This is a genomic window from Pseudarthrobacter sp. LMD1-1-1.1 (assembly GCF_040676255.1).
Lineage (GTDB): Bacteria > Actinomycetota > Actinomycetes > Actinomycetales > Micrococcaceae > Arthrobacter.
In genome coordinates, this window is record NZ_JBEGHP010000001.1 from 1,003,419 (window position 1) to 1,021,195 (window position 17,777).

At 68.6% G+C, this 17,777-nt stretch carries 17 protein-coding genes; 13 read left to right on the top strand and 4 right to left on the bottom strand.

Features of this window, described 5'->3' with window-relative positions; genetic code table 11:
- Positions 1–84: 84 nt before the first annotated feature.
- Positions 85–423, top strand: a complete 339-nt coding sequence (locus MRBLMD1_RS04820) for a DUF3039 domain-containing protein (RefSeq protein WP_159631664.1) — start codon at positions 85–87, stop codon at positions 421–423.
- Entirely contained in the window at positions 423–2,204 is a 1,782-nt protein-coding gene (locus MRBLMD1_RS04825) for a DEAD/DEAH box helicase (protein WP_159631665.1), read from the top strand. The genes MRBLMD1_RS04820 and MRBLMD1_RS04825 overlap by 1 nt, the downstream gene beginning before the upstream one ends.
- 4 nt (positions 2,205–2,208) lie before the next feature.
- Here MRBLMD1_RS04825 and MRBLMD1_RS04830 read toward each other — a convergent pair whose 3' ends face one another.
- The gene (locus MRBLMD1_RS04830; RefSeq protein ID WP_307492656.1) at positions 2,209–2,841 is read right to left on the bottom strand and encodes an isochorismatase family protein; all 633 of its coding nucleotides are present in this window, start codon (positions 2,839–2,841) and stop codon (positions 2,209–2,211) included.
- Positions 2,841–4,169 (bottom strand): nicotinate phosphoribosyltransferase, encoded by a 1,329-nt coding sequence (locus MRBLMD1_RS04835; protein ID WP_364397830.1) that lies wholly within the window; start codon positions 4,167–4,169, stop codon positions 2,841–2,843. Before MRBLMD1_RS04835 ends, MRBLMD1_RS04830 begins: the two co-directional genes overlap by 1 nt.
- Positions 4,170–4,207: 38 nt before the next feature.
- Between MRBLMD1_RS04835 and clpS the strand changes: the two genes are divergently transcribed.
- From clpS to rdgB, 6 genes are all read left to right on the top strand, one after another.
- Positions 4,208–4,591, top strand: a complete 384-nt coding sequence (gene clpS / locus MRBLMD1_RS04840; RefSeq protein ID WP_364397832.1) for an ATP-dependent Clp protease adapter ClpS — start codon at positions 4,208–4,210, stop codon at positions 4,589–4,591.
- Complete coding sequence (locus tag MRBLMD1_RS04845; RefSeq protein WP_224026455.1) at positions 4,584–5,150, top strand: DUF2017 domain-containing protein; 567 nt, start codon at positions 4,584–4,586, stop codon at positions 5,148–5,150. The genes clpS and MRBLMD1_RS04845 overlap by 8 nt, the downstream gene beginning before the upstream one ends.
- 105 nt (positions 5,151–5,255) lie before the next feature.
- A complete protein-coding gene (gene murI / locus MRBLMD1_RS04850; protein ID WP_370871833.1) occupies positions 5,256–6,287 on the top strand; it encodes a glutamate racemase in 1,032 nt (343 codons plus the stop codon).
- Positions 6,284–7,081, top strand: a complete 798-nt coding sequence (locus MRBLMD1_RS04855; RefSeq protein WP_159631670.1) for an MBL fold metallo-hydrolase — start codon at positions 6,284–6,286, stop codon at positions 7,079–7,081. The genes murI and MRBLMD1_RS04855 overlap by 4 nt, the downstream gene beginning before the upstream one ends.
- 53 nt (positions 7,082–7,134) lie before the next feature.
- Positions 7,135–7,893: a ribonuclease PH gene (gene rph / locus MRBLMD1_RS04860; RefSeq protein ID WP_159631671.1), complete on the top strand. Its 759-nt coding sequence runs from the start codon at positions 7,135–7,137 to the stop codon at positions 7,891–7,893.
- The gene (rdgB, locus tag MRBLMD1_RS04865) at positions 7,890–8,537 is read left to right on the top strand and encodes an RdgB/HAM1 family non-canonical purine NTP pyrophosphatase (RefSeq protein WP_275181277.1); all 648 of its coding nucleotides are present in this window, start codon (positions 7,890–7,892) and stop codon (positions 8,535–8,537) included. Before rph ends, rdgB begins: the two co-directional genes overlap by 4 nt.
- A 106-nt stretch (positions 8,538–8,643) precedes the next feature.
- On the opposite strand, the gene MRBLMD1_RS04870 is transcribed toward rdgB, so the two are convergent.
- The gene (locus tag MRBLMD1_RS04870; RefSeq protein ID WP_159635376.1) at positions 8,644–9,438 is read right to left on the bottom strand and encodes a VTT domain-containing protein; all 795 of its coding nucleotides are present in this window, start codon (positions 9,436–9,438) and stop codon (positions 8,644–8,646) included.
- A gap of 82 nt (positions 9,439–9,520) precedes the next feature.
- Between MRBLMD1_RS04870 and MRBLMD1_RS04875 the strand changes: the two genes are divergently transcribed.
- Both MRBLMD1_RS04875 and MRBLMD1_RS04880 read left to right on the top strand, forming a co-directional pair.
- On the top strand, positions 9,521–10,582 hold the full coding sequence (locus tag MRBLMD1_RS04875) for an exonuclease domain-containing protein (protein WP_364397836.1): 1,062 nt from the start codon (positions 9,521–9,523) through the stop codon (positions 10,580–10,582).
- 79 nt (positions 10,583–10,661) lie between these two features.
- The gene (locus tag MRBLMD1_RS04880; protein ID WP_364397838.1) at positions 10,662–11,141 is read left to right on the top strand and encodes a DUF4395 domain-containing protein; all 480 of its coding nucleotides are present in this window, start codon (positions 10,662–10,664) and stop codon (positions 11,139–11,141) included.
- Here the strand turns inward: MRBLMD1_RS04880 and MRBLMD1_RS04885 are convergent.
- A complete protein-coding gene (locus MRBLMD1_RS04885; RefSeq protein ID WP_159631675.1) occupies positions 11,122–12,207 on the bottom strand; it encodes an ADP-ribosylglycohydrolase family protein in 1,086 nt (361 codons plus the stop codon). The genes MRBLMD1_RS04880 and MRBLMD1_RS04885 overlap by 20 nt on opposite strands.
- 221 nt (positions 12,208–12,428) lie before the next feature.
- Here MRBLMD1_RS04885 and MRBLMD1_RS04890 point away from each other — a divergent pair, with 221 nt between their 5' ends.
- From MRBLMD1_RS04890 to MRBLMD1_RS04900, 3 genes are read left to right on the top strand one after another with little or no spacing between them, the layout of a single operon-like run.
- Entirely contained in the window at positions 12,429–13,358 is a 930-nt protein-coding gene (locus MRBLMD1_RS04890; protein WP_364397840.1) for an MIP/aquaporin family protein, read from the top strand.
- A 57-nt stretch (positions 13,359–13,415) separates the two neighbouring features.
- A complete protein-coding gene (locus MRBLMD1_RS04895; protein ID WP_364397842.1) occupies positions 13,416–14,594 on the top strand; it encodes an exonuclease SbcCD subunit D in 1,179 nt (392 codons plus the stop codon).
- The gene (locus MRBLMD1_RS04900; RefSeq protein ID WP_364397844.1) at positions 14,591–17,677 is read left to right on the top strand and encodes an SMC family ATPase; all 3,087 of its coding nucleotides are present in this window, start codon (positions 14,591–14,593) and stop codon (positions 17,675–17,677) included. Before MRBLMD1_RS04895 ends, MRBLMD1_RS04900 begins: the two co-directional genes overlap by 4 nt.
- Positions 17,678–17,777: the final 100 nt, after the last annotated feature.

The window sequence follows — 17,777 nt, forward strand, 5'->3', positions numbered from 1 at the left end:
GCGTCCAAAAGTACGACGGCGGCCGGTGCGGGACCCCGGCACGGGCGTGCCGCCGTCGAACGTCCGGCCGGGGGAACGGCTAAGATGGATGCCATGACTAGCATGACGGACCCTCTCGAAAACGACCCGATGCGCGAGCTTTCCGGGGCTGGAACGTCCACGGCCACCATTGAGCGCGAGGAACTGCGCCAGGAAGTGGAGCCGGGGGACCGGGAGCGCTTCTCGCACTATGTGCGGAAGGAAAAGATCATGGAGTCCGCCATGACCGGGGAGCCCGTCATTGCCCTGTGCGGCAAGGTGTGGACCCCGGGCCGGGACCCGAAGAAATTCCCTGTCTGCCCCGAGTGCAAGGAAGTCTATGATGGCCTCCGCCCGGGCAACGACGGCGGGAAGGGTCCGGGCGGCTCGGGCAACAACAAGTAGTGACGGAGACGCTCTTTGGCGGCCCCACCCTGCCTCCGGCCTACCCGGAACGTGCAGCCTGGGGAACCGCCCCGAAACTCCGTGCCTGGCAGCAGGAAGCCCTTGACCTCTACCTTGCGAACAGCCCCCGCGACTTCCTTGCGGTGGCAACCCCTGGTGCAGGTAAGACGACGTTCGCGCTGCGGATCGCCTCCACGCTGATCGACTCCGGGGCAGTGAACCGCGTGACCATTGTTGCCCCCACCGACCACCTGAAGCGCCAGTGGGCGGACGCTGCCGCCAAGGTGGGGATCGCCATCGACCCCAACTTCAAGAACTCGGACGGCCAGCACGGCCGCGGCTTCATTGGCGTTGCCGTCACCTACGCACAGGTGGCCAGCAAACCCCTGCTGCACCGCGCCAAGACCGAGGCCGCCCGCACCCTGGTGATCCTGGACGAGATCCACCACGGCGGAGAGGCCCTGTCCTGGGGCGACGGCCTGCGCGAGGCATTCGATCCGGCGGTCCGCCGCCTGTCCCTGACCGGTACGCCGTTCCGTTCGGACACCTCGCCCATCCCGTTCGTGGAGTACGCCGAAGACCGTGACGGCATCCGGCGCTCCAAGGCCGACTACACCTACGGCTATGGCAACGCCCTCCGCGACCACGTGGTCCGGCCGGTGATGTTCATGGCCTACTCCGGCCAGATGCGCTGGCGCACCAGCGCGGGCGAGGAAATGGCCGCATCCCTGGGTGAGGCCGCGGTGACCAAGGACATCACCAGCCACGCGTGGCGGACCGCCCTGAACCCGGCAGGGGAGTGGATTCCTGCTGTCCTGGCCGGCGCGGACAGGCGGCTCAGCGAAGTCCGGCGCACCGTGCCGGATGCCGGCGGCCTGGTCATCGCCACCGACCACGAGGACGCCCGTGCCTACGCCGGCCAGCTGAAGAAGATCACCGGGGAGTCGCCCACCGTCATCCTCTCCGATGATGCCAAGGCGTCCAGCAAGATCGAGGAATTTTCCGCCGGCGACAAGCGCTGGATGGTGGCTGTCCGCATGGTGTCCGAAGGCGTCGACGTGCCCCGGTTGTCCGTGGGCGTCTACGCCACGTCTACGTCCACGCCGCTGTTCTTCGCCCAGGCCGTGGGCCGTTTCGTGCGTGCCCGCAAGAGGGGCGAAACGGCGTCGGTGTTCCTGCCGTCCGTGCCGCAGCTGATGGCGCTGGCCAACTCCATGGAGATGGAGCGGGACCACGCGCTGGACCGGCCCGAGAAGGAAGACGGCGACGGCCTCTTCAACCCGGAAGACTCGCTGATGGACGAGGCCAACCGCGAAGAGAAGGCCTCAGACAGCCTCACGAAGGGCAAGTTTGAAGCGCTGGACTCCCAGGCGTCCTTTGACCGGGTGCTGTTCGACGGCGGCGAGTTCGGCACCGGCGGCGAGGTGGGGTCCGACGACGAAATGGACTTCCTGGGCATCCCCGGGCTGCTGGACGCCGAGCAGGTGGGAACGCTGCTGCGCCAGCGCCAGCATGAGCAGCTGAACCGCAAGAACCGGAAGTCCCCGGCCGCGGACGCCCAGCAGGTTCCTGCCGTTCCGGACCACCGCATGCTGATGGACCTGCGCAACGAACTGGCCAAGAACGTGGCCGCCTGGGCTGCCCGGACCGGGACCCCGCACGGGGTGGTGCACACCAAGCTGCGCACGGTCTGCGGCGGCCCGCCCGTGGCCCAGGCCAACGAGGAGCAGCTGAAGTCCCGGCTGCGCAAGCTCCAGGACTGGTTCGTGGGCCGCAAATAGCGCCCTAGGCGATGTCCGCCCCGCCGAGTTCCATCTCGGCAACGGCGTCTTCCAGGTCCTCGGCGATACCGGCGGTCAGCGACCGCACCACGGTCACGCCGTAGCCGGCCTGGACGGCGTCCAGGGCTGTGGCCTTCACGCAGTAGTCGGTGGCGATGCCCACCACCACCACGTCCTCCACGTCATGGCTCTGCAGCCAGTCGTCGAGGCCGATGGCGTCCTCGTCGGCTTCCAGCTGTGCCTGGGCGCCGGGCAGGCCGCCGGGCTGCCGTTCCCCGGTGGGGACGGCGTCCTCAGGGGCCAGCAGGCCCTCGAAGCCTGAGTAGGCGGCGGCGAACTGGCCTTTCCGGAAGTACGCATCGACGTACTCCGTGTCCAGGTCCGGATGGAGTTCGGCCCCGCGGGTGCCTGCCACGCAGTGCCGGGGCCAGCTCTCCTTGTAATCGGGCGTATCGGAAAAGTGGCTGCCGGGGTCGATGTGCCAGTCCTGGGTGGCCACCACATGGTCGAATTCGCTGTGGTGGGCGTCCAGGTACTCGCTGATGGCGCCCGCAACTGCGGCTCCGCCGGGAACGGCGAGCGAGCCGCCCTCGCAGAAATCGTTCTGCACGTCCACGATGATCAAAGCGCGCGACATCAGTGCTCCTCGTAGATGGTGGGGATCGCGGCCTCGCCGCGCTGCAGGCGGTTGACCACCGGCGGCAGCTCAGCCATGGAATCTGCGTGGCGCTGCCGTGCGCGCAGAACGCCTTCGTGCCCGGTCCAGCCCGGCAGCAGTTCGCCGTTCTTCATGAACTGCTGCAGCAACGCACGGTCGTTGCCGTCGTCCTCGGGCCGGTGGCCCACTCCCACTACCTCGGCGGTGGCGGTACCGCGTTCGTCCAGCTTCCGCAGTGCGTACTTGCGGCCGCCCACGCTGGCCTTGTTCTTGGCCGCCTTGGCAACGGAGACGAAGTTGCCGTCGTCGTCGGTGCGGCTGACGAGTTTGTAGACCATGCTCGCCGTCGGGGCCCCTGACCCGGTCACCAGCGAGGTGCCCACCCCGTAGGAGTCCACAGGGGCCGACTGCAGGGCTGCGATGGCGTACTCGTCCAGGTCCGAGGTCACCACGATCTTCGTGTGCTCGTTCCCGAGGTCGTCCAGGAGGCGGCGTACCCACTGGGCCTGGGCCACCAGGTCGCCCGAGTCCAGCCGGACGGCGCCCAGCTGCGGCCCTGCCAGCTCGACGGCCGTGCGGACGGCCTTTTCGACGTCGTACGTGTCCACCAGCAGGGAGGTGCCCGCGCCGAGCGAGGCAATCTGGGCCTCAAAGGCCTCCCGCTCGGTGTCGTGCAGCAGGGTGAACGAGTGGGCTGCAGTCCCCACGGTTTTCACGCCGTAGCGGATGCCCGCCTCAAGGTTGGACGTGCTGTCAAAGCCGGCAATGATCGCCGCACGCGCCGATGCGGTGGCAGCCTCCTCGTGGGTGCGCCGGGATCCCATTTCGATGCAGGGACGGCCGCCCGCCGCGCTGACCATCCGGGACGCGGCGGAGGCGATGGCGGTGTCGTGGTTGAGCACGGACAGCAGGTAGGTCTCCAGCATGCAGGCTTCGGCGAACGAGGCCTCCACCACCAGGATGGGGGAGTTGGGAAAATACGGTTCCCCCTCGGCGTAGCCCCAGATGTCGCCGGAGAATTTGTAGTTGGCCAGGTACTCCAGCGTTTCCTGGTTGACCACCTGGGTGCGTTCCAGGAAATCCAGTTCCGCCTCGCCGAAACGGAAATTCGCAATGCCTTCCAGGAGGCGTCCAGTGCCCGCAACAATGCCGTAGCGCCGGCCGTCGGGCAGGCGCCGTGCAAACGCCTCGAACACGGACCTGCGGTGTGCCGCCCCCGAATGAAGGGACGCCTGCAGCATGGTCAGCTCGTAGTGGTCGGTATAAAAGGACGTGCGGGGATGGTCCCAGCCGGCTGAGGTGCTCACGAAAATCACTCTAGTGGGCATCCACATAGAATGGACAGATGACCATAAGCGTTGCGCCCGGCCCTGATACACAGGAGGGCATCCGGACCGGCACAGCAGAGTCCACCGACTCCCTGACCGCCCCGGACATCCCCTGGAACCTGGTGATCTGGAACGATCCCGTCAACCTGATGAGTTACGTCAGCTACGTTTTCCAAAGCTACTTCGGCTACCCGGAAAGCAAAGCGAACAAGCTCATGATAGAAGTCCACAAGAAGGGCCGTTCCATCGTTGCTTCGGGCAGCAAGGAACAAGTGGAGCGCCACGCCGTGGCCATGCACGGGTTTGGGCTCTGGGCCACGGTGGAAAAAGCCAGCGGCGGCACCGGCGGCAGTTCAGGCAAGTCCGGCGGGCCGGGCCAAGGTAAGGGGAAGCGTGGCTAAGGCATTCAAATACGGGCTCAAAGGCATCACGGGCTACCTGGAACCTGCTGAACGGGACCTGCTCCGCAGCCTCATCGATGACGTCATCTCCATGCTCCAGCCCGAGGACCGCACGGGTCAGGACCCGCTGGCGGCCCTCATTGGCCTGGACATGGATGTGGCCGAACCCACGGACCGTGCCGTCAAGCGGCTGCTCCCCAACGTGGTGAAGGACGACGGCGCCGCGTCCCTTGAGTTCCGCCAGCTCACCGAGCGTTCACTGCGGGAAACAAAGATCGGCGCCCTCCGCGCGGCTGCTTTGGACCTGGACAAGGACGAGATCGTGCTGACGCCCGAGGGGGCCCGGCACTGGTCGATGGCGTTGAACGACGTGCGGTTGGTCCTGGCGGAGCGGCTGGACATCCGGGACGAGGCAGACGCCGAGCACGTCCACCGCATGCAGGACTGGTCCCAGGCCGAGGATGTGGAGAGCTACCTGGCACTGGTGTACAACTTCACCACCTGGCTGCAGGAGTCACTGGTCCAGGCCATGCTGCAGTCCATGGAACCCCGGCGGTGAGCTCCCGCGGCCCGGGGGAGGCCGTGCGCTGTGACACACCAGACATGAGTTACCGGACACAAGATGATGGCTGACGGTTCCGGGACCCCCTATCCTCGAATAATCATGACAACAGCCCCGAGCATGGAACCACCGGCAGAAACGCAGCCTGACTCCGGCGAAGGCGAGCTGCCGGCCGCTGCCCCGGAAGCCCGCCCCATCGGCGTCTTCGATTCCGGTGTCGGCGGCCTCACCGTGGCCCGCTCCATCATTGACCAGCTTCCCAACGAGTCCATCCTCTATGTGGGGGACACCGCCCACGGGCCGTACGGCCCGCTTCCCATCGCCGAAGTGCGGGCCAACGCTCTGGGTGTGATGGACGAACTGGTGGACTCCGGCGTCAAGCTGCTCACCATCGCCTGCAACTCGGCGTCGGCCGCTGTCCTGCGGGACGCCCGGGAGCGCTACACCGCCAAGTACGGCATCCCGGTCATCGAGGTCATCCAGCCTGCCGTCCGGCGTGCCGTTGCCGCCACCCGCACCGGAAAGGTGGGCGTGATCGGCACGTCCGCAACCGTGGGGTCCCGCGCGTACGAGGACACCTTCGCCGCGGCGCCTGACCTGGACATCACGTCGGTGGCGTGCCCGGAGTTCGTCAGCTACGTGGAAGCCGGCATCACCACGGGCCCGGCGCTGCTCGCCGTCGCCGAGGAATACCTGGCACCGCTGAAGGCCGCCGGGGTGGACACCGTGGTCCTGGGCTGCACCCACTACCCGCTGCTGACGGGCGTCATCTCCTACGTCATGGGCGCCGACGTCACGCTGGTTTCCAGCGCGGAGGAGACCGCCAAGGACGTCTACCGCGCCCTGGCCACCCACAACCTGCAGCGCACCTCGGAGGCGCCGCCCGAGCACCACTTCGTCGCCACCGGTGACGCCGGGCAGTTCGAGGCGCTCGCCCGGCGGTTCCTGGGACCGGAAGTCTTGTCAGTCCGGCACGTGGACCATGTGGCCGCGCAGTACCCCACCGGCAGCCTGGCCCGGATAACCCCTGAGATGATCGCCGCCGCCCAAAGCGCGCGTAACCGTCCCCGGATCTCCAACTTCGTGGGCGGCGGTCTAGCCGGGGCGCGCCGCGGCGGAAGGTCCGCCCAGTGAAGCTGACCATCGTGGGATGCACGGGCTCATTCCCCGGACCCGGCTCCCCGGCGTCGTGCTACCTCCTGACCGCCACCGACGGCGAGCGGACCTGGAAGGTGGTGATGGACCTCGGCAGCGGGGCACTGGGGGCCATCCAGCGCTACACGGACCTGGAGGACATCGACGCGATCTTCCTCACCCACTTGCACCCTGACCACTGCATGGACCTGTGCGGGCTGCACGTTGCCATTCGCTGGAAGCCGGGCGGCTGGGGCCGTGGCCGGATCCCCGTGTGGGGGCCCGCCGCCACGGCAGACCGGATGGCCACCGCCTACGGCCTTCCCCTGGACCCGGGCATGCACGAAGAATTCGACTTCACCAACTGGACCGAACGCGAGCCCGTGACCGTGGGGCCGTTCACCATCACCCCGTTCGCCGTCAACCACCCCATCGAGGAGGCCTACGCTCTCCGGGTGGAAGTGGTGGAACCCGGCAAGGATGGCAGCCCGGTGTCCCGCGTCCTGACCTATTCCGGGGACACCGATTCCTGCGCCGGGCTCGAGGAAGCCGCCAAGGACGCGGACCTCTTCCTGTGCGAGGCAGCATTCGAAGAGGGCCGTGATGACGGCATCAACGACGTACACCTGACGGGCAAGCGGGCCGGGGAGGCCGCAGCGGCAGCGGGCGCGCGGCGGCTCCTGCTGACCCACATCCCGGTGTGGACGTCCCAGACCACCGTGATGGCCGAAGCCCGCCCGGTGTTTCCCGGCGACGTTGCGGTTGCCGTGGCGGGCGTGCACTACACGATCTAGCCGCGCGTATCCCGGCGCCTGCCTGCCGCACCGGCACTCGATAAGCTAAAGGCATGACATCTGAAGCAACAGCAGTACCCATTGTGCGCGCCGACGGCCGCGCAGCCGACCAGCTCCGGCCCATCAGCATCACCCGCGGATGGTCCAACCAGGCTGAGGGATCGGCGCTGATCGAATTCGGCAACACCAGGGTCCTGTGCACGGCATCACTGACCGCCGGGGTCCCGCGCTGGCTCAAGGGCGAGGGCCGCGGCTGGGTCACGGCCGAGTACGCCATGCTGCCGCGCGCCACCAACACGCGTTCGGACCGCGAATCCGTCAAGGGAAAGATCGGCGGCCGCACGCACGAGATCTCCCGCCTGATCGGGCGTTCGCTGCGCTCCATCATCGACACCAAGGCACTGGGCGAGAACACCATCGTCCTGGACTGCGACGTCCTGCAGGCCGACGGCGGCACCCGCACCGCAGCCATCACCGGCGCCTACGTAGCGCTTGCCGACGCCATCCGGTTTGCCCGCGACACCAAGCTCATCGCCAGGAATGCCCAGCCGCTCATCGACACCATCGCGGCGGTATCGGTGGGAATCATCGATGGCGTCCCCATGCTTGACCTGCCCTACGTGGAGGACGTCCGGGCGGAGACCGACATGAACGTGGTGGTCACCGGCTCCGGCAAGTTCGTCGAAGTGCAGGGCACTGCGGAGGGTGCGCCCTTCGACCGGGACGAGCTGAACCAGCTCCTGGACCTCGCGCTGCTGGGCACGGCCCAGCTGGCCGCCATCCAGCGCGAGACCCTCGCGGACACCCTGTGACCGGTGTGGCTCCCCGGCTGGTGCTCGCCACGCACAACAAAGGCAAACTCAGCGAACTCCGTGAGCTCCTGCGTGGACAGGTGCCAGGGCTCGACGTCGACACCCAGGTGGTGGACGCCGCCGCGGCGGGTGCGCCGGACGTCGTCGAGACCGGCGTGACGTTCGCCGAGAACTCCCTGCTGAAGGCGCGTGCGGTGGCCGGGGCCACCGGCCTGGTGGCCATCGCCGACGACTCCGGCCTGGCCGTGGACGTCATGGGCGGGGCCCCGGGCATCTTCTCCGCCCGCTGGGCGGGGCGGCACGGTGACGATGCCGCCAACCTGGAACTCCTGCTGAACCAGCTGTCCGATGTTCCCGACGAGCACCGCGGTGCCGCGTTTGTGTGCGCCGCCGCTCTGGCCATGCCCGCGGACGCGGAGGGCCCCGGGCGCGAGGTGGTGGAGTACGGGCAGCTGGAGGGCATCCTCCTGCGTGAACCGCGCGGTGCCGGTGGTTTCGGCTATGACCCCGTGCTGCAGCCGGCGGGCGAGGAACGCAGCTGCGCCGAGCTGTCCGCCGAGGAAAAGAACGCCATCAGCCACCGCGGCAAGGCCTTCCGGGCGCTGCTGCCCTCCATCGTGGCGGCACTGGAAGCCGCAGGCTAGGACAAGGCGCCGGGCCGCGGGAACCCGCACATCGGACCCAGCAAAAAAGGTGCGCACCCCGGCGGGGTGCGCACCTTTTTGGGTGTCGGGAGCGGGCGGAGGACTGCTACTCCGGCCGGCCGCGATGGATGTTCCGGGGAGTCTTCTGCTCCTCTTCCGGTTCGTGTTCCTCGATGTATTCGTCGACGGTGTCGGTGCCGTATGCCTTCGCCTGCCGCCGTGCGGACAGCCCGCGCAGGAGCTCGATGCCGATGGGGACCACCGAGACCAGCACGATGACGATGAAAATAATGTCAAGGTTGTCGCGGACCCACGGGACCTTGTCGCCCAGCAGGTAGCCGAGGAGCGTGACGCCGCCGCCCCACAGCACGGCGCCGATGACGTTGTAGATGAAGAACTTTCGCTTGCTCATTTGCGCCACGCCGACGATCACGGGCACGAAGGTACGGATGATAGGCACGAAGCGGGCCAGGATCAGTGCCTTGCCGCCGTGCTTTTCGAAGAACGCGTGGGCGCTCTCGACATTTTCGCGCTTGAACAGCTTGGAGTTGGGCCTGTTGAAGATGGCGGGGCCGGCCTTGGAGCCGATCAGGTAGCCGGCCTGGTTGCCGATGATCGCGGACACCACGATCAACGCGGCGAACGCGAAGATGTTGAACTTGATGGTGCCCGTGGCCACCAGCAGGCCCGCCGTGAACAGCATGGAATCGCCCGGCAGGAAGAAACCGATGAGCAGGCCGGTCTCGGCGAAGATGATGCCGCACACCAGCAGGACCACCCAGGGGGCCAGCGCGGGATCGGCCAGGAAGACCTGGGGGTTCAGCCAATCGGGCAGGAAGGAAGCCATTTTCGGCTGGACCGGTCCCGCACCGCCCAGCATGGACACAGCGAGGTCATTCATCACAGGAAAGTTCACCCCTCAAGGGTACTTGACGGGCCTGTGCTCCCCGGGGCCGGGGGTCTGCGGCGGTAAGGTAGGGGCCGTGGGTTTGGACTTTACGGCGATCGACTTCGAAACGGCCAACGGCTTCCGTGGCTCCCCGTGCTCGGTGGGGCTGACCAAGGTGAGGGGAGGCCGGATCGTTGAGGAGGCCTCCTGGCTGATGCGTCCGCCGGCGGGATACGACTCCTTCGACCACAACAACGTCAGGATCCACGGCATCACTGCCGCTGACGTCGCCGGCGCGCCCCGCTTTGGCGACCTGTTCCCCGAAATCGGCGCATTTATCGGCGACGACGTGCTGGCCGCGCACAACGCCGCCTTCGACCTCGGCGTGATCCGCTCGGCGCTGGAAGTCTCCGGCCTGCCCGGCCCCGCCTATGACTACGTCTGCACCGTCATGCTGTCCCGTCGCTGCTATTCGCTGGTGTCCAATTCCCTGCCCTTCGCCGCCGAGGAAGCAGGAGTCCCGCTGGTCAACCACCACGACGCCGCGGAGGATGCCCGCGCCTGCGCCGGCATCCTCGTCGACATCGCCGGCCGCAACGGTGCCAACAGCATCGCCGAACTCTACCTGTCCCTGGGGCTGGCCATGCCGCGGCAGCAGGCCTTCGACCCCGCCACGGACGACCTGTCCAAAGCCAGCTTCGCGGCGCTGGCAGGCAACTCGGGCAACGGGGCCACCCTGGTCCGCCGGTTCCAGTCCGGCTGGCCGGAGGAAGGACTGAACCCGGAGCCCAACCTTGACGCCGAGCCCGGGCACCCGTTGTACGCCCAGACGGTGGTGTTCACCGGGCAGCTCTCCATCAACCGTCCGGATGCCAAACTGCGGTCAGCCCGGTGCGGGGCGCGGACCGAGAGCCGGGTCACCGCGCGGACCACCGTCCTGGTGGTGGGGGACGGGTTTGTTGCCTCGGACCTTCGCTCGGGCAGGCTCACCGGCAAGGCGCGCCGGGTCCTGGAGCTTCACGACCGGGGGCAGGCCATCGAAGTGCTGTCCGAGGGGGAGTTCCTGCAGATGGTGGGCGGCGCGGATGCCCGGGGGCCGCTCGATGGTCCCGGGGAAGCCTGGGCCGGCGCCCGCGCACCCGCCGTCAGCGCCTGATCCCCGGGCGGGGGCTGCGCACAGTCATCCGGCGCAATAAAGCTTGGCCGCTCCGGCGGGTGGCTCCTACCCTTGCGGGATGGCCTCCCTGTTCACTTTCCCCAACCCCGTCAATGAATACGCCGCCCGCACCACGGCAGCGCTCGTGGTGCTGCTCGCCGTCGTTACCGCGGTGGCAAATTCAGGCTGGGGGCTGGCAGCGATCGCCGCCGGATTCTGGCTGCGGCTGCTCTTCGGCCCGCGGATTTCGCCCCTGGCGCTGCTGTCGGTCAAGGTGATCACCCCGCGGCTGGGAAAGGTGAAGCTGGTTTCCGGGCCGCCCAAGCGTTTCGCCCAGGGAATCGGTGCGGCAGTGTCCACCGGCGCGCTGCTCCTCTTCGCCGCCGGCGCGGCGCCGGCAGCCTGGACGCTGCTGGGCATCTTGGTGATTGCTGCCTCGCTGGAAGCCTTCGCGGGTTTCTGCCTGGGCTGCACCGTCTTCGGGTTCCTGCAGCGCCGCGGAGTGATCCCGGAGGACGTCTGCGAAGCCTGCAACAACATCAGCCTTCGCCGGTCGTAACCTTCACCAGCTGATCGGCCATGCCGCGGACCACCTCCGGCGCTTCCAGGGCCCCGAGCCACTGCGCCGGGAGGCAGTCCTCACCGTACAAGGCTCCCAGAATGTTTCCTGCCAGCGAACCCGCGGTATCGCTGGGGCCGCTGTGGTTCACGGCAACGGCCATGGCACGACGGAAATGGTCAACGGGCTGTGTGTCCGCCCCGTCGGCCGGGGCTGTGGCCATGACGGCATAAAGCGCGACGGCGAGGGCTTCCTCCGCTGTCCGGCCCCCGCCCAGCACCTGGAGCAGTTCTTCGGGCCCGACGAGCGCCTCGTCCGCGAGCCCGAGGGCCGCCTCAAGGCGTGCCGGCAGCTCCGGGGCGACGTCCACAAGGTCGCCGGCGTGCGCCGTAACCCCGGCGGCGGCGTCCCGCAGCCCCTCGCCGGACACCAGCCGGTGGATCAGGAGGCTGAAGATGCCCGCACTCTGCCGGGCTGAAGGGTGCCCGTGCGTCAGGGCGGCGGCGTCGGCACTGAGCTTATAGACGGCGTCGGGCGTGATGTGCGGCACCAGCCCAAACGGTGCCGAACGCATCACCGTGCCGGCGCCCCTGGCTCCGGGGTTCACCGGGCGGCTGATGGTTCCCATTTCACCGCTGGCAAGCCCGGAAATGCATTCCTCCTCGGGGCGCCTGCGCTGCCGGAGCACCTCGTTGCCGTCGATCCAGCGGGGCTGGGGTGCCGGTGCGGACGGCCCGGCCTCCTCACCCTGGGTGGCCAGCCAGCGCAGGTACGCCAGCCAAAGGCAGGCGTTCACGTCCGCGCCCACGCCGGAGTTGGCCCATTCCAGCGCCTCCACCAGCCCATCCACCGTGTACAGGGTCAACTGGGTGTCGTCGGAAAAATGGCACGGGCCCTGCAGGTCCTCAAAGCCAGCCAGGCCCTGCGCCCCGAAGCGCTGCCGGATCGCCGCGATGGAATCGGATTCCACGGCGTAGCCCAGGGCGTCGCCCAGCGCCCCGCCCAGCAGGGAGCCGTGGATGCGGGACTTTAGGGTGGGCGCGGGGATGCCGTGGTCGAAGCTCATGGAGTAAATTTACCGTCCGCAGCCCGGAGGCCCGCGCTGCATACCGAGGTCCGGCAACCCGACAGACAGCTGCCGTCCAGCAAACGCACAGCCGGGACTGGCATACTGCTCGGGTTGCCCGGCGCCACCATCGACGGGAAGCGGCACATCGCTGGACGGCCGCGGCGCCCGAGCCACCCCGGCGGCCCGAACCCCAGACCCCCACAAGCAAAGGTCCCATCATGAGCACCCCTGTCCCAGCCCGCGACGCACTGCAGCCCGACGGCACGCCTGCCGCACCCACCGGCCTGCTGCCCCGCCTGGCGGCCGAGGCCTTTGGCAGCCTTTTCCTGGCGGTGGCCGGCCTGGGCGTGCCCCTGTTCAGCATTCCGCAGTCCAGCCCGGTCCCCTCCGCCCTCGCTGCCGGCCTGGCCGTTACCGCCGCCATGCTGGCCTTCGGACATATCTCCGGCGGCCACTTCAACCCTGCCATCACCCTGGGGCACCTCCTGGCCGGGCGGATCCGGGCCGGCGCGGCCGCCGCCTACGCTGCCGCCCAGCTCGTCGGGGCCCTGGTGGGCGCCCTGGCCCTGTTCGGCATCCTGCGCACGCTGCCCAGCATCCCGGACAGCCGCACCGCCTTCGATACCGTGGCCGCGGGCTTCGGTGAGCACTCCATCATCCAGGCGCCCCTCGCCGCCGTCGTCCTCCTGGAACTGCTGGGTGCCGCCATCATCGTGGCTGTCTTCCTGGGAGCCGCCAGCCGTGAAGGAGGCGTCCGCACGGTGGCGCCCGTCGCCGTCGGCCTGTCGTTTGCCGCCCTGCTGCAGGTGGGCCAGTCGGTGGGAAACCTGCCGTTCAACCCCGCACGTGCCGTTGCGTCCGCCGTCTTCAGCTCCGGCTGGGCCGTGGAGCAGCTCTGGGTCTTCCTGGTGGCGCCGCTGGCCGGCGCTGCCATCGCGGGGCTGGTGTTCCGGATCGGCGAGGTGACCGGTTCCCCTGCGCCCGTTGCCGACGTGGAGGCTGCCCATGACACCGGCGCTGATGATGACGCCGATGATGTTGCCGACGCTGTTGCCGTGAATGAGCCTGCCGCTGCGGCGGCTGCCCGCCAGGAGAAAGCCCGCGGTGTCAGCGAGGCACAGGAGTTCTTTGACGGCAAAAGGTCCTGAGCGCTGTTTGCCGCGGCGTTTTTCTGCACTGTCAGTGGCTGCCGATAGCTTAGGAACATGCGGTTACTTCACACCTCGGACTGGCACCTGGGCCGTTCCTTCCACGGCGTCGGAATGCTGGATGCCCAGCGGGCCTTCGTTGACCAGTTGGTGGCGGCGGTTGAGCGGGACAGCGTCGACGTCGTCCTAATCGCCGGCGACGTCTATGACCGGGCGCTCCCGGGCGTGGACGTGGTCCACCTCCTTGACGACGCCCTGGTCCGGCTCACTGCCGCAGGCGCGAAAGTGGTCCTCACCAGCGGCAACCACGACTCCGCCATCCGCCTGGGGTTTGCCTCCCGGCTGCTGGAACGCGGGGGAGTGCACCTGCGCACCAGGGTGGAGGACCTGGACCAGCCCCTGCTGCTGCCGCTGGGAACGGATGCGGCCGGGAAGGAGGCGACGCTGGCGCTCTACGGCATCCCGTGGCTTGAGCCCAGGATGGTCGCCGAACAGCTGGGGGTGGAAACGGCAAGCCATTTCGAGGTCACCCGCGCCGCAACCGCGCTGATCCGGGAAGACATCGCCCGGCGCGCCGCGTCTGGCACCGTCCACTCAGTGGTCCTGGCCCATACCTTCGCCAGCGGAGGCATCAGTTCAGACAGCGAGCGGGACCTCAGTATTGGCGGCGTGGGAGCTGTTCCGCTGGACCTCTTCGACGGCTTCAGCTACACCGCGCTGGGCCACCTGCATGGCCGGCAGAAGCTGTCCGGTTCCGTCAGGTATTCGGGGTCGCCGCTGGCCTATTCCTTCTCGGAGTCCACGCACCAGAAGGGTGCCTGGCTGGTGGAGATCGGCCCGGAGGGCGTTGCGTCGGTGGCGGAAGTCCTCTGGGAGGCCCCGCGTTCTCTGGCCGTTCTCCGCGGACCGCTGGAGGACCTCCTGGGGGATCCGGCCCATGCCTGGGCTGAAGCCGCCTATTGCCAGGTCACCCTTACCGATTCCCAGCGCCCCACCCATGCGATGGAACGGCTCCGCGCCAGGTTCCCTTACACGCTGGTCCTTGCCTTTGATCCCCAGGGCGCCACTGCCGCCACGGAGGCCAGCTACAGCAGCAGGCTTGCAGGCGCCCCGGACGACCTCGCCGTCTGCTGCGGATTCCTGGACCATGTACGGGGAAGGAGCGCCGACCCGGCGGAAAAGACCGCGCTCGCGGCCGCGCTGGAGAACGTCAGGCTCCTGGAGGTGTCGCGGTGAGGATCCACCATCTGCGCATTTCGGCGTTCGGGCCCTTTGCCGGAACCGAGGACATCGATTTTGAGCGGCTAAGCGCACACGGACTGTTCCTGCTGAACGGGCCCACCGGCGCCGGCAAGACCAGCGTGCTTGATGCCATCTGCTTTGCGCTCTACGGCTCCGTTCCGGGGGCACGGCAGGATGGCAAGCGGCTGCGCAGCGACCACGCCGAGCCCGGGCAGGACCCCGCCGTTACCTGTGAATTTTCCGCCCAGGGCCGCCGCTTCGAAGTGACCCGGTCCCCGGCGTGGGAGAAGCCCAGTACCCGCGGAAAGAACGGCTTCACGGTCCAGCAGGCCAAGACGCTGCTCCGCGAACGGGTGGGCGGGGCCTGGGTGGAGAAGTCTGCCCGCAACGATGAAGCGGGCGCGGAGATCATGGCCTTGTTGGGCATGGACCGCGAACAGTTCACCCGGGTGGTGATGCTGCCGCAGGGTGATTTCGCTGCCTTCCTTCGCTCCAAGGCTGCTGACCGGCTGGACCTGCTGCAGAAGCTTTTCGGTACCCAGAGGTTTGAAGCCCTGGAACAGGAACTGTCACGGCAGGCCGCCGCCGCGCGGGAGGACGTGGCCGTGCTGTCCGGCCAACTCGGCATCCTGGCCGCGCGTGCCGAAACCGAGGCCGCCCCGCTCCAGCTTCCCGAGGAGGAGGCGCCGCCGGCGGACGACATCCCCCGCCGCCTTGATTGGCTGCAGGCGTCTGCTGCCGTGCGCCTGGCGGAACTCACGGAGCGGGCCGCCGCCGCTGAGGCTGTGAACCAGGCGCGCCGCATAGAGGCTGAGCAGGAGGCTGCCCGCCATGAACGGCACCGCAAACTCGCAGCCGCGACAGCACGGCAAAAGGCCGTCGAGGCAGGGGCGGCGCAGCGGGAACAAACCAGCGCCCGGCTTGGGCGGCACCGCCAGGCAGAGGTTCTTCACGGGCAACTGCAGGCTGTGGACGCTGCAGCTGCCAAAGTCCGTGCCGCCGCCGCGGCCGCCGAATCAGCCATGACGTTGCTCCGCCTGGCCGCCGGGGACGGCGGCGAACTGGCCCAGCTCGGCAGTGGACCGGCAGAGAGTGCCGATGCCAGCCCCGGAACCGCAAAAGACGCCTGGGGGAGCATGCCGGGGGCTCCGGAGGAACTGGGCCGCCTGCGATCGCTGCTGGCCGTCGTCGAGGCACGGCTGCCCGACGAGGACAGGTTCCAGGAGCTGCGGAAGCGGCACCAAGGCCTCACCGGCAGGCTGGGTGAGCTGGAGCTCGCCGTGGAGACACTGGGCCGGCGCACCGAGCGCCTGGTGGCGGAACGCGAACAGCTGGCCAACGGCATGGACCAGCTGGAGGCCCGTTCGGTGGAAGCTGCGCTGCGGCGCAAGGAAGCTGCTGCGGCGGCGGAGCTGCTGGACGTCGTCCGGCGGCACGGGACAGCCATCGAACGCAGGGACCGGGTCAAGAGCCGCCACGGCGACTCGCGGGAGAACCTCCTCGAGGCCAAACGCCGCTGGCTGGACCTGCGGGAGGAACGGCTGGCCAACGCTGCATCGGAACTGGCAGCGGGGCTGGTTGCCGGGGAACCCTGCCCCGTCTGCGGAAGCGGACATCATCCCGGCCCGGCGGATGCGGGAACCGGAGGCCCGGCCCTGGCCCAGGATGAGGAACGGGCCCACGGTCTGTACGAAGCCGCCGAGGCAGCCCATGCCCTGGTCGCCGCAGACCTTGCCGAGGCAGAGCAGGCAGTGGCGGTCCTCGCCGGTCAAGGTGGGACTACCCCCGTGCAGGAGGCCCGCTCCGGCGCGGAGGAGGCCCTTGCTGCGGCGGCGGACGCCGAGCAGGCTGCGGAGGAGCTGCAGGACAGGCGGCAGCGGCTGGACGCCCTGGACGCCGCCCTTACCCAGGCGCGGGCCACGCTGTCCGAAACGGAAGTGGAGCTGTCCCGGACGGCAGCGTCCCTTGCCGACCTGGCCGAACAGATTGCGTCGCTGGACACGGCGCTTACCGGCCTCCGGGGCGGCCACCGCAGCCTGGAACGCCGGCTGCGGGCACTTGAGGAGGCCGTGGCTGTACTGGACAAAGCCGTCGAAGCGCAGGCGCGGCTGGATATGGCCCGGCTGCAGGCCGCCGAAGCACAGGAACACCTGGAACTGGCCCTGCCAGATGCCGGCTTCGCAAGCGCCGACGATGCCCGCAGCCAGCTCCTCGGGCCCGCTGAACTGGCAGCCCTCGAGTCCGCCGTCCGTGCAGCCCAGGACGAGGCAGCCCGCGTGGCAGGGCTGTTTGAGTCGGAGGACATTGTGCTCGCCCTGGACGAAGCCGCCGGCGGCTTCACAGCGGATGAGGAGCGGCTGGCGGCGCTGCGCCTGGACGCGGCGACAGCCAGGAATGTGGCGCGCGAAGCCGATCTGGCTGCCGGCATGGCTGCCCGCTGCCTGGCGTCGTTGAAGTCCATCGCCGCCGAATATGCAGCGCTGGCCGGCTCCTCGCGCGAGCCGGCGGAGCGTGCGCAGATGCTTGCCGGGTTGGCCGATGCCGCCGCTGGCCGGGGCGAAAACACTTACCGGATGAGCCTGACCAGCTACGTGCTGGCCGCGCGGCTGGAGCAGGTGGCCCTCGCGGCCTCCGAACGCCTGGTGGCCATGAGCGACGGCCGCTATCTTCTCCAGCACACTGACGCCAAGGCAGCCCGCGGAGCAAAGTCAGGGCTGGGCCTGGAAGTAGTGGACCAGTGGACGGGATTCCGCCGGGACACCTCCACGCTGTCCGGAGGCGAATCCTTCATGGCCTCCCTCTCGCTGGCCCTGGGGCTCGCGGACGTGGTCCAGCAGGAATCCGGAGGGGTGGAAATCGAAACCCTGTTCGTTGACGAGGGCTTCGGGAGCCTGGACGACCAGTCCCTGGAGCAAGTCATGGATGCCCTCGAAGGACTCCGCGACGGCGGGAGGGTCGTGGGACTGGTCAGCCACGTGGCCGAAATGAAACAGCGGATCGGCACCCAACTGCAGGTGGTCAAGAACCGCAACGGCTCAACCCTGCGGATCTCCGAAAGCCTCGACGCCCTCCTCTGACCAACCCCTGCCTATCCTCTGCGCAACCCCTGACGGGGGCCGATATACTGATCGGTGTTACCGGGTTGCGCGCATCGGGAGGAGGGACGATGCGCACGTA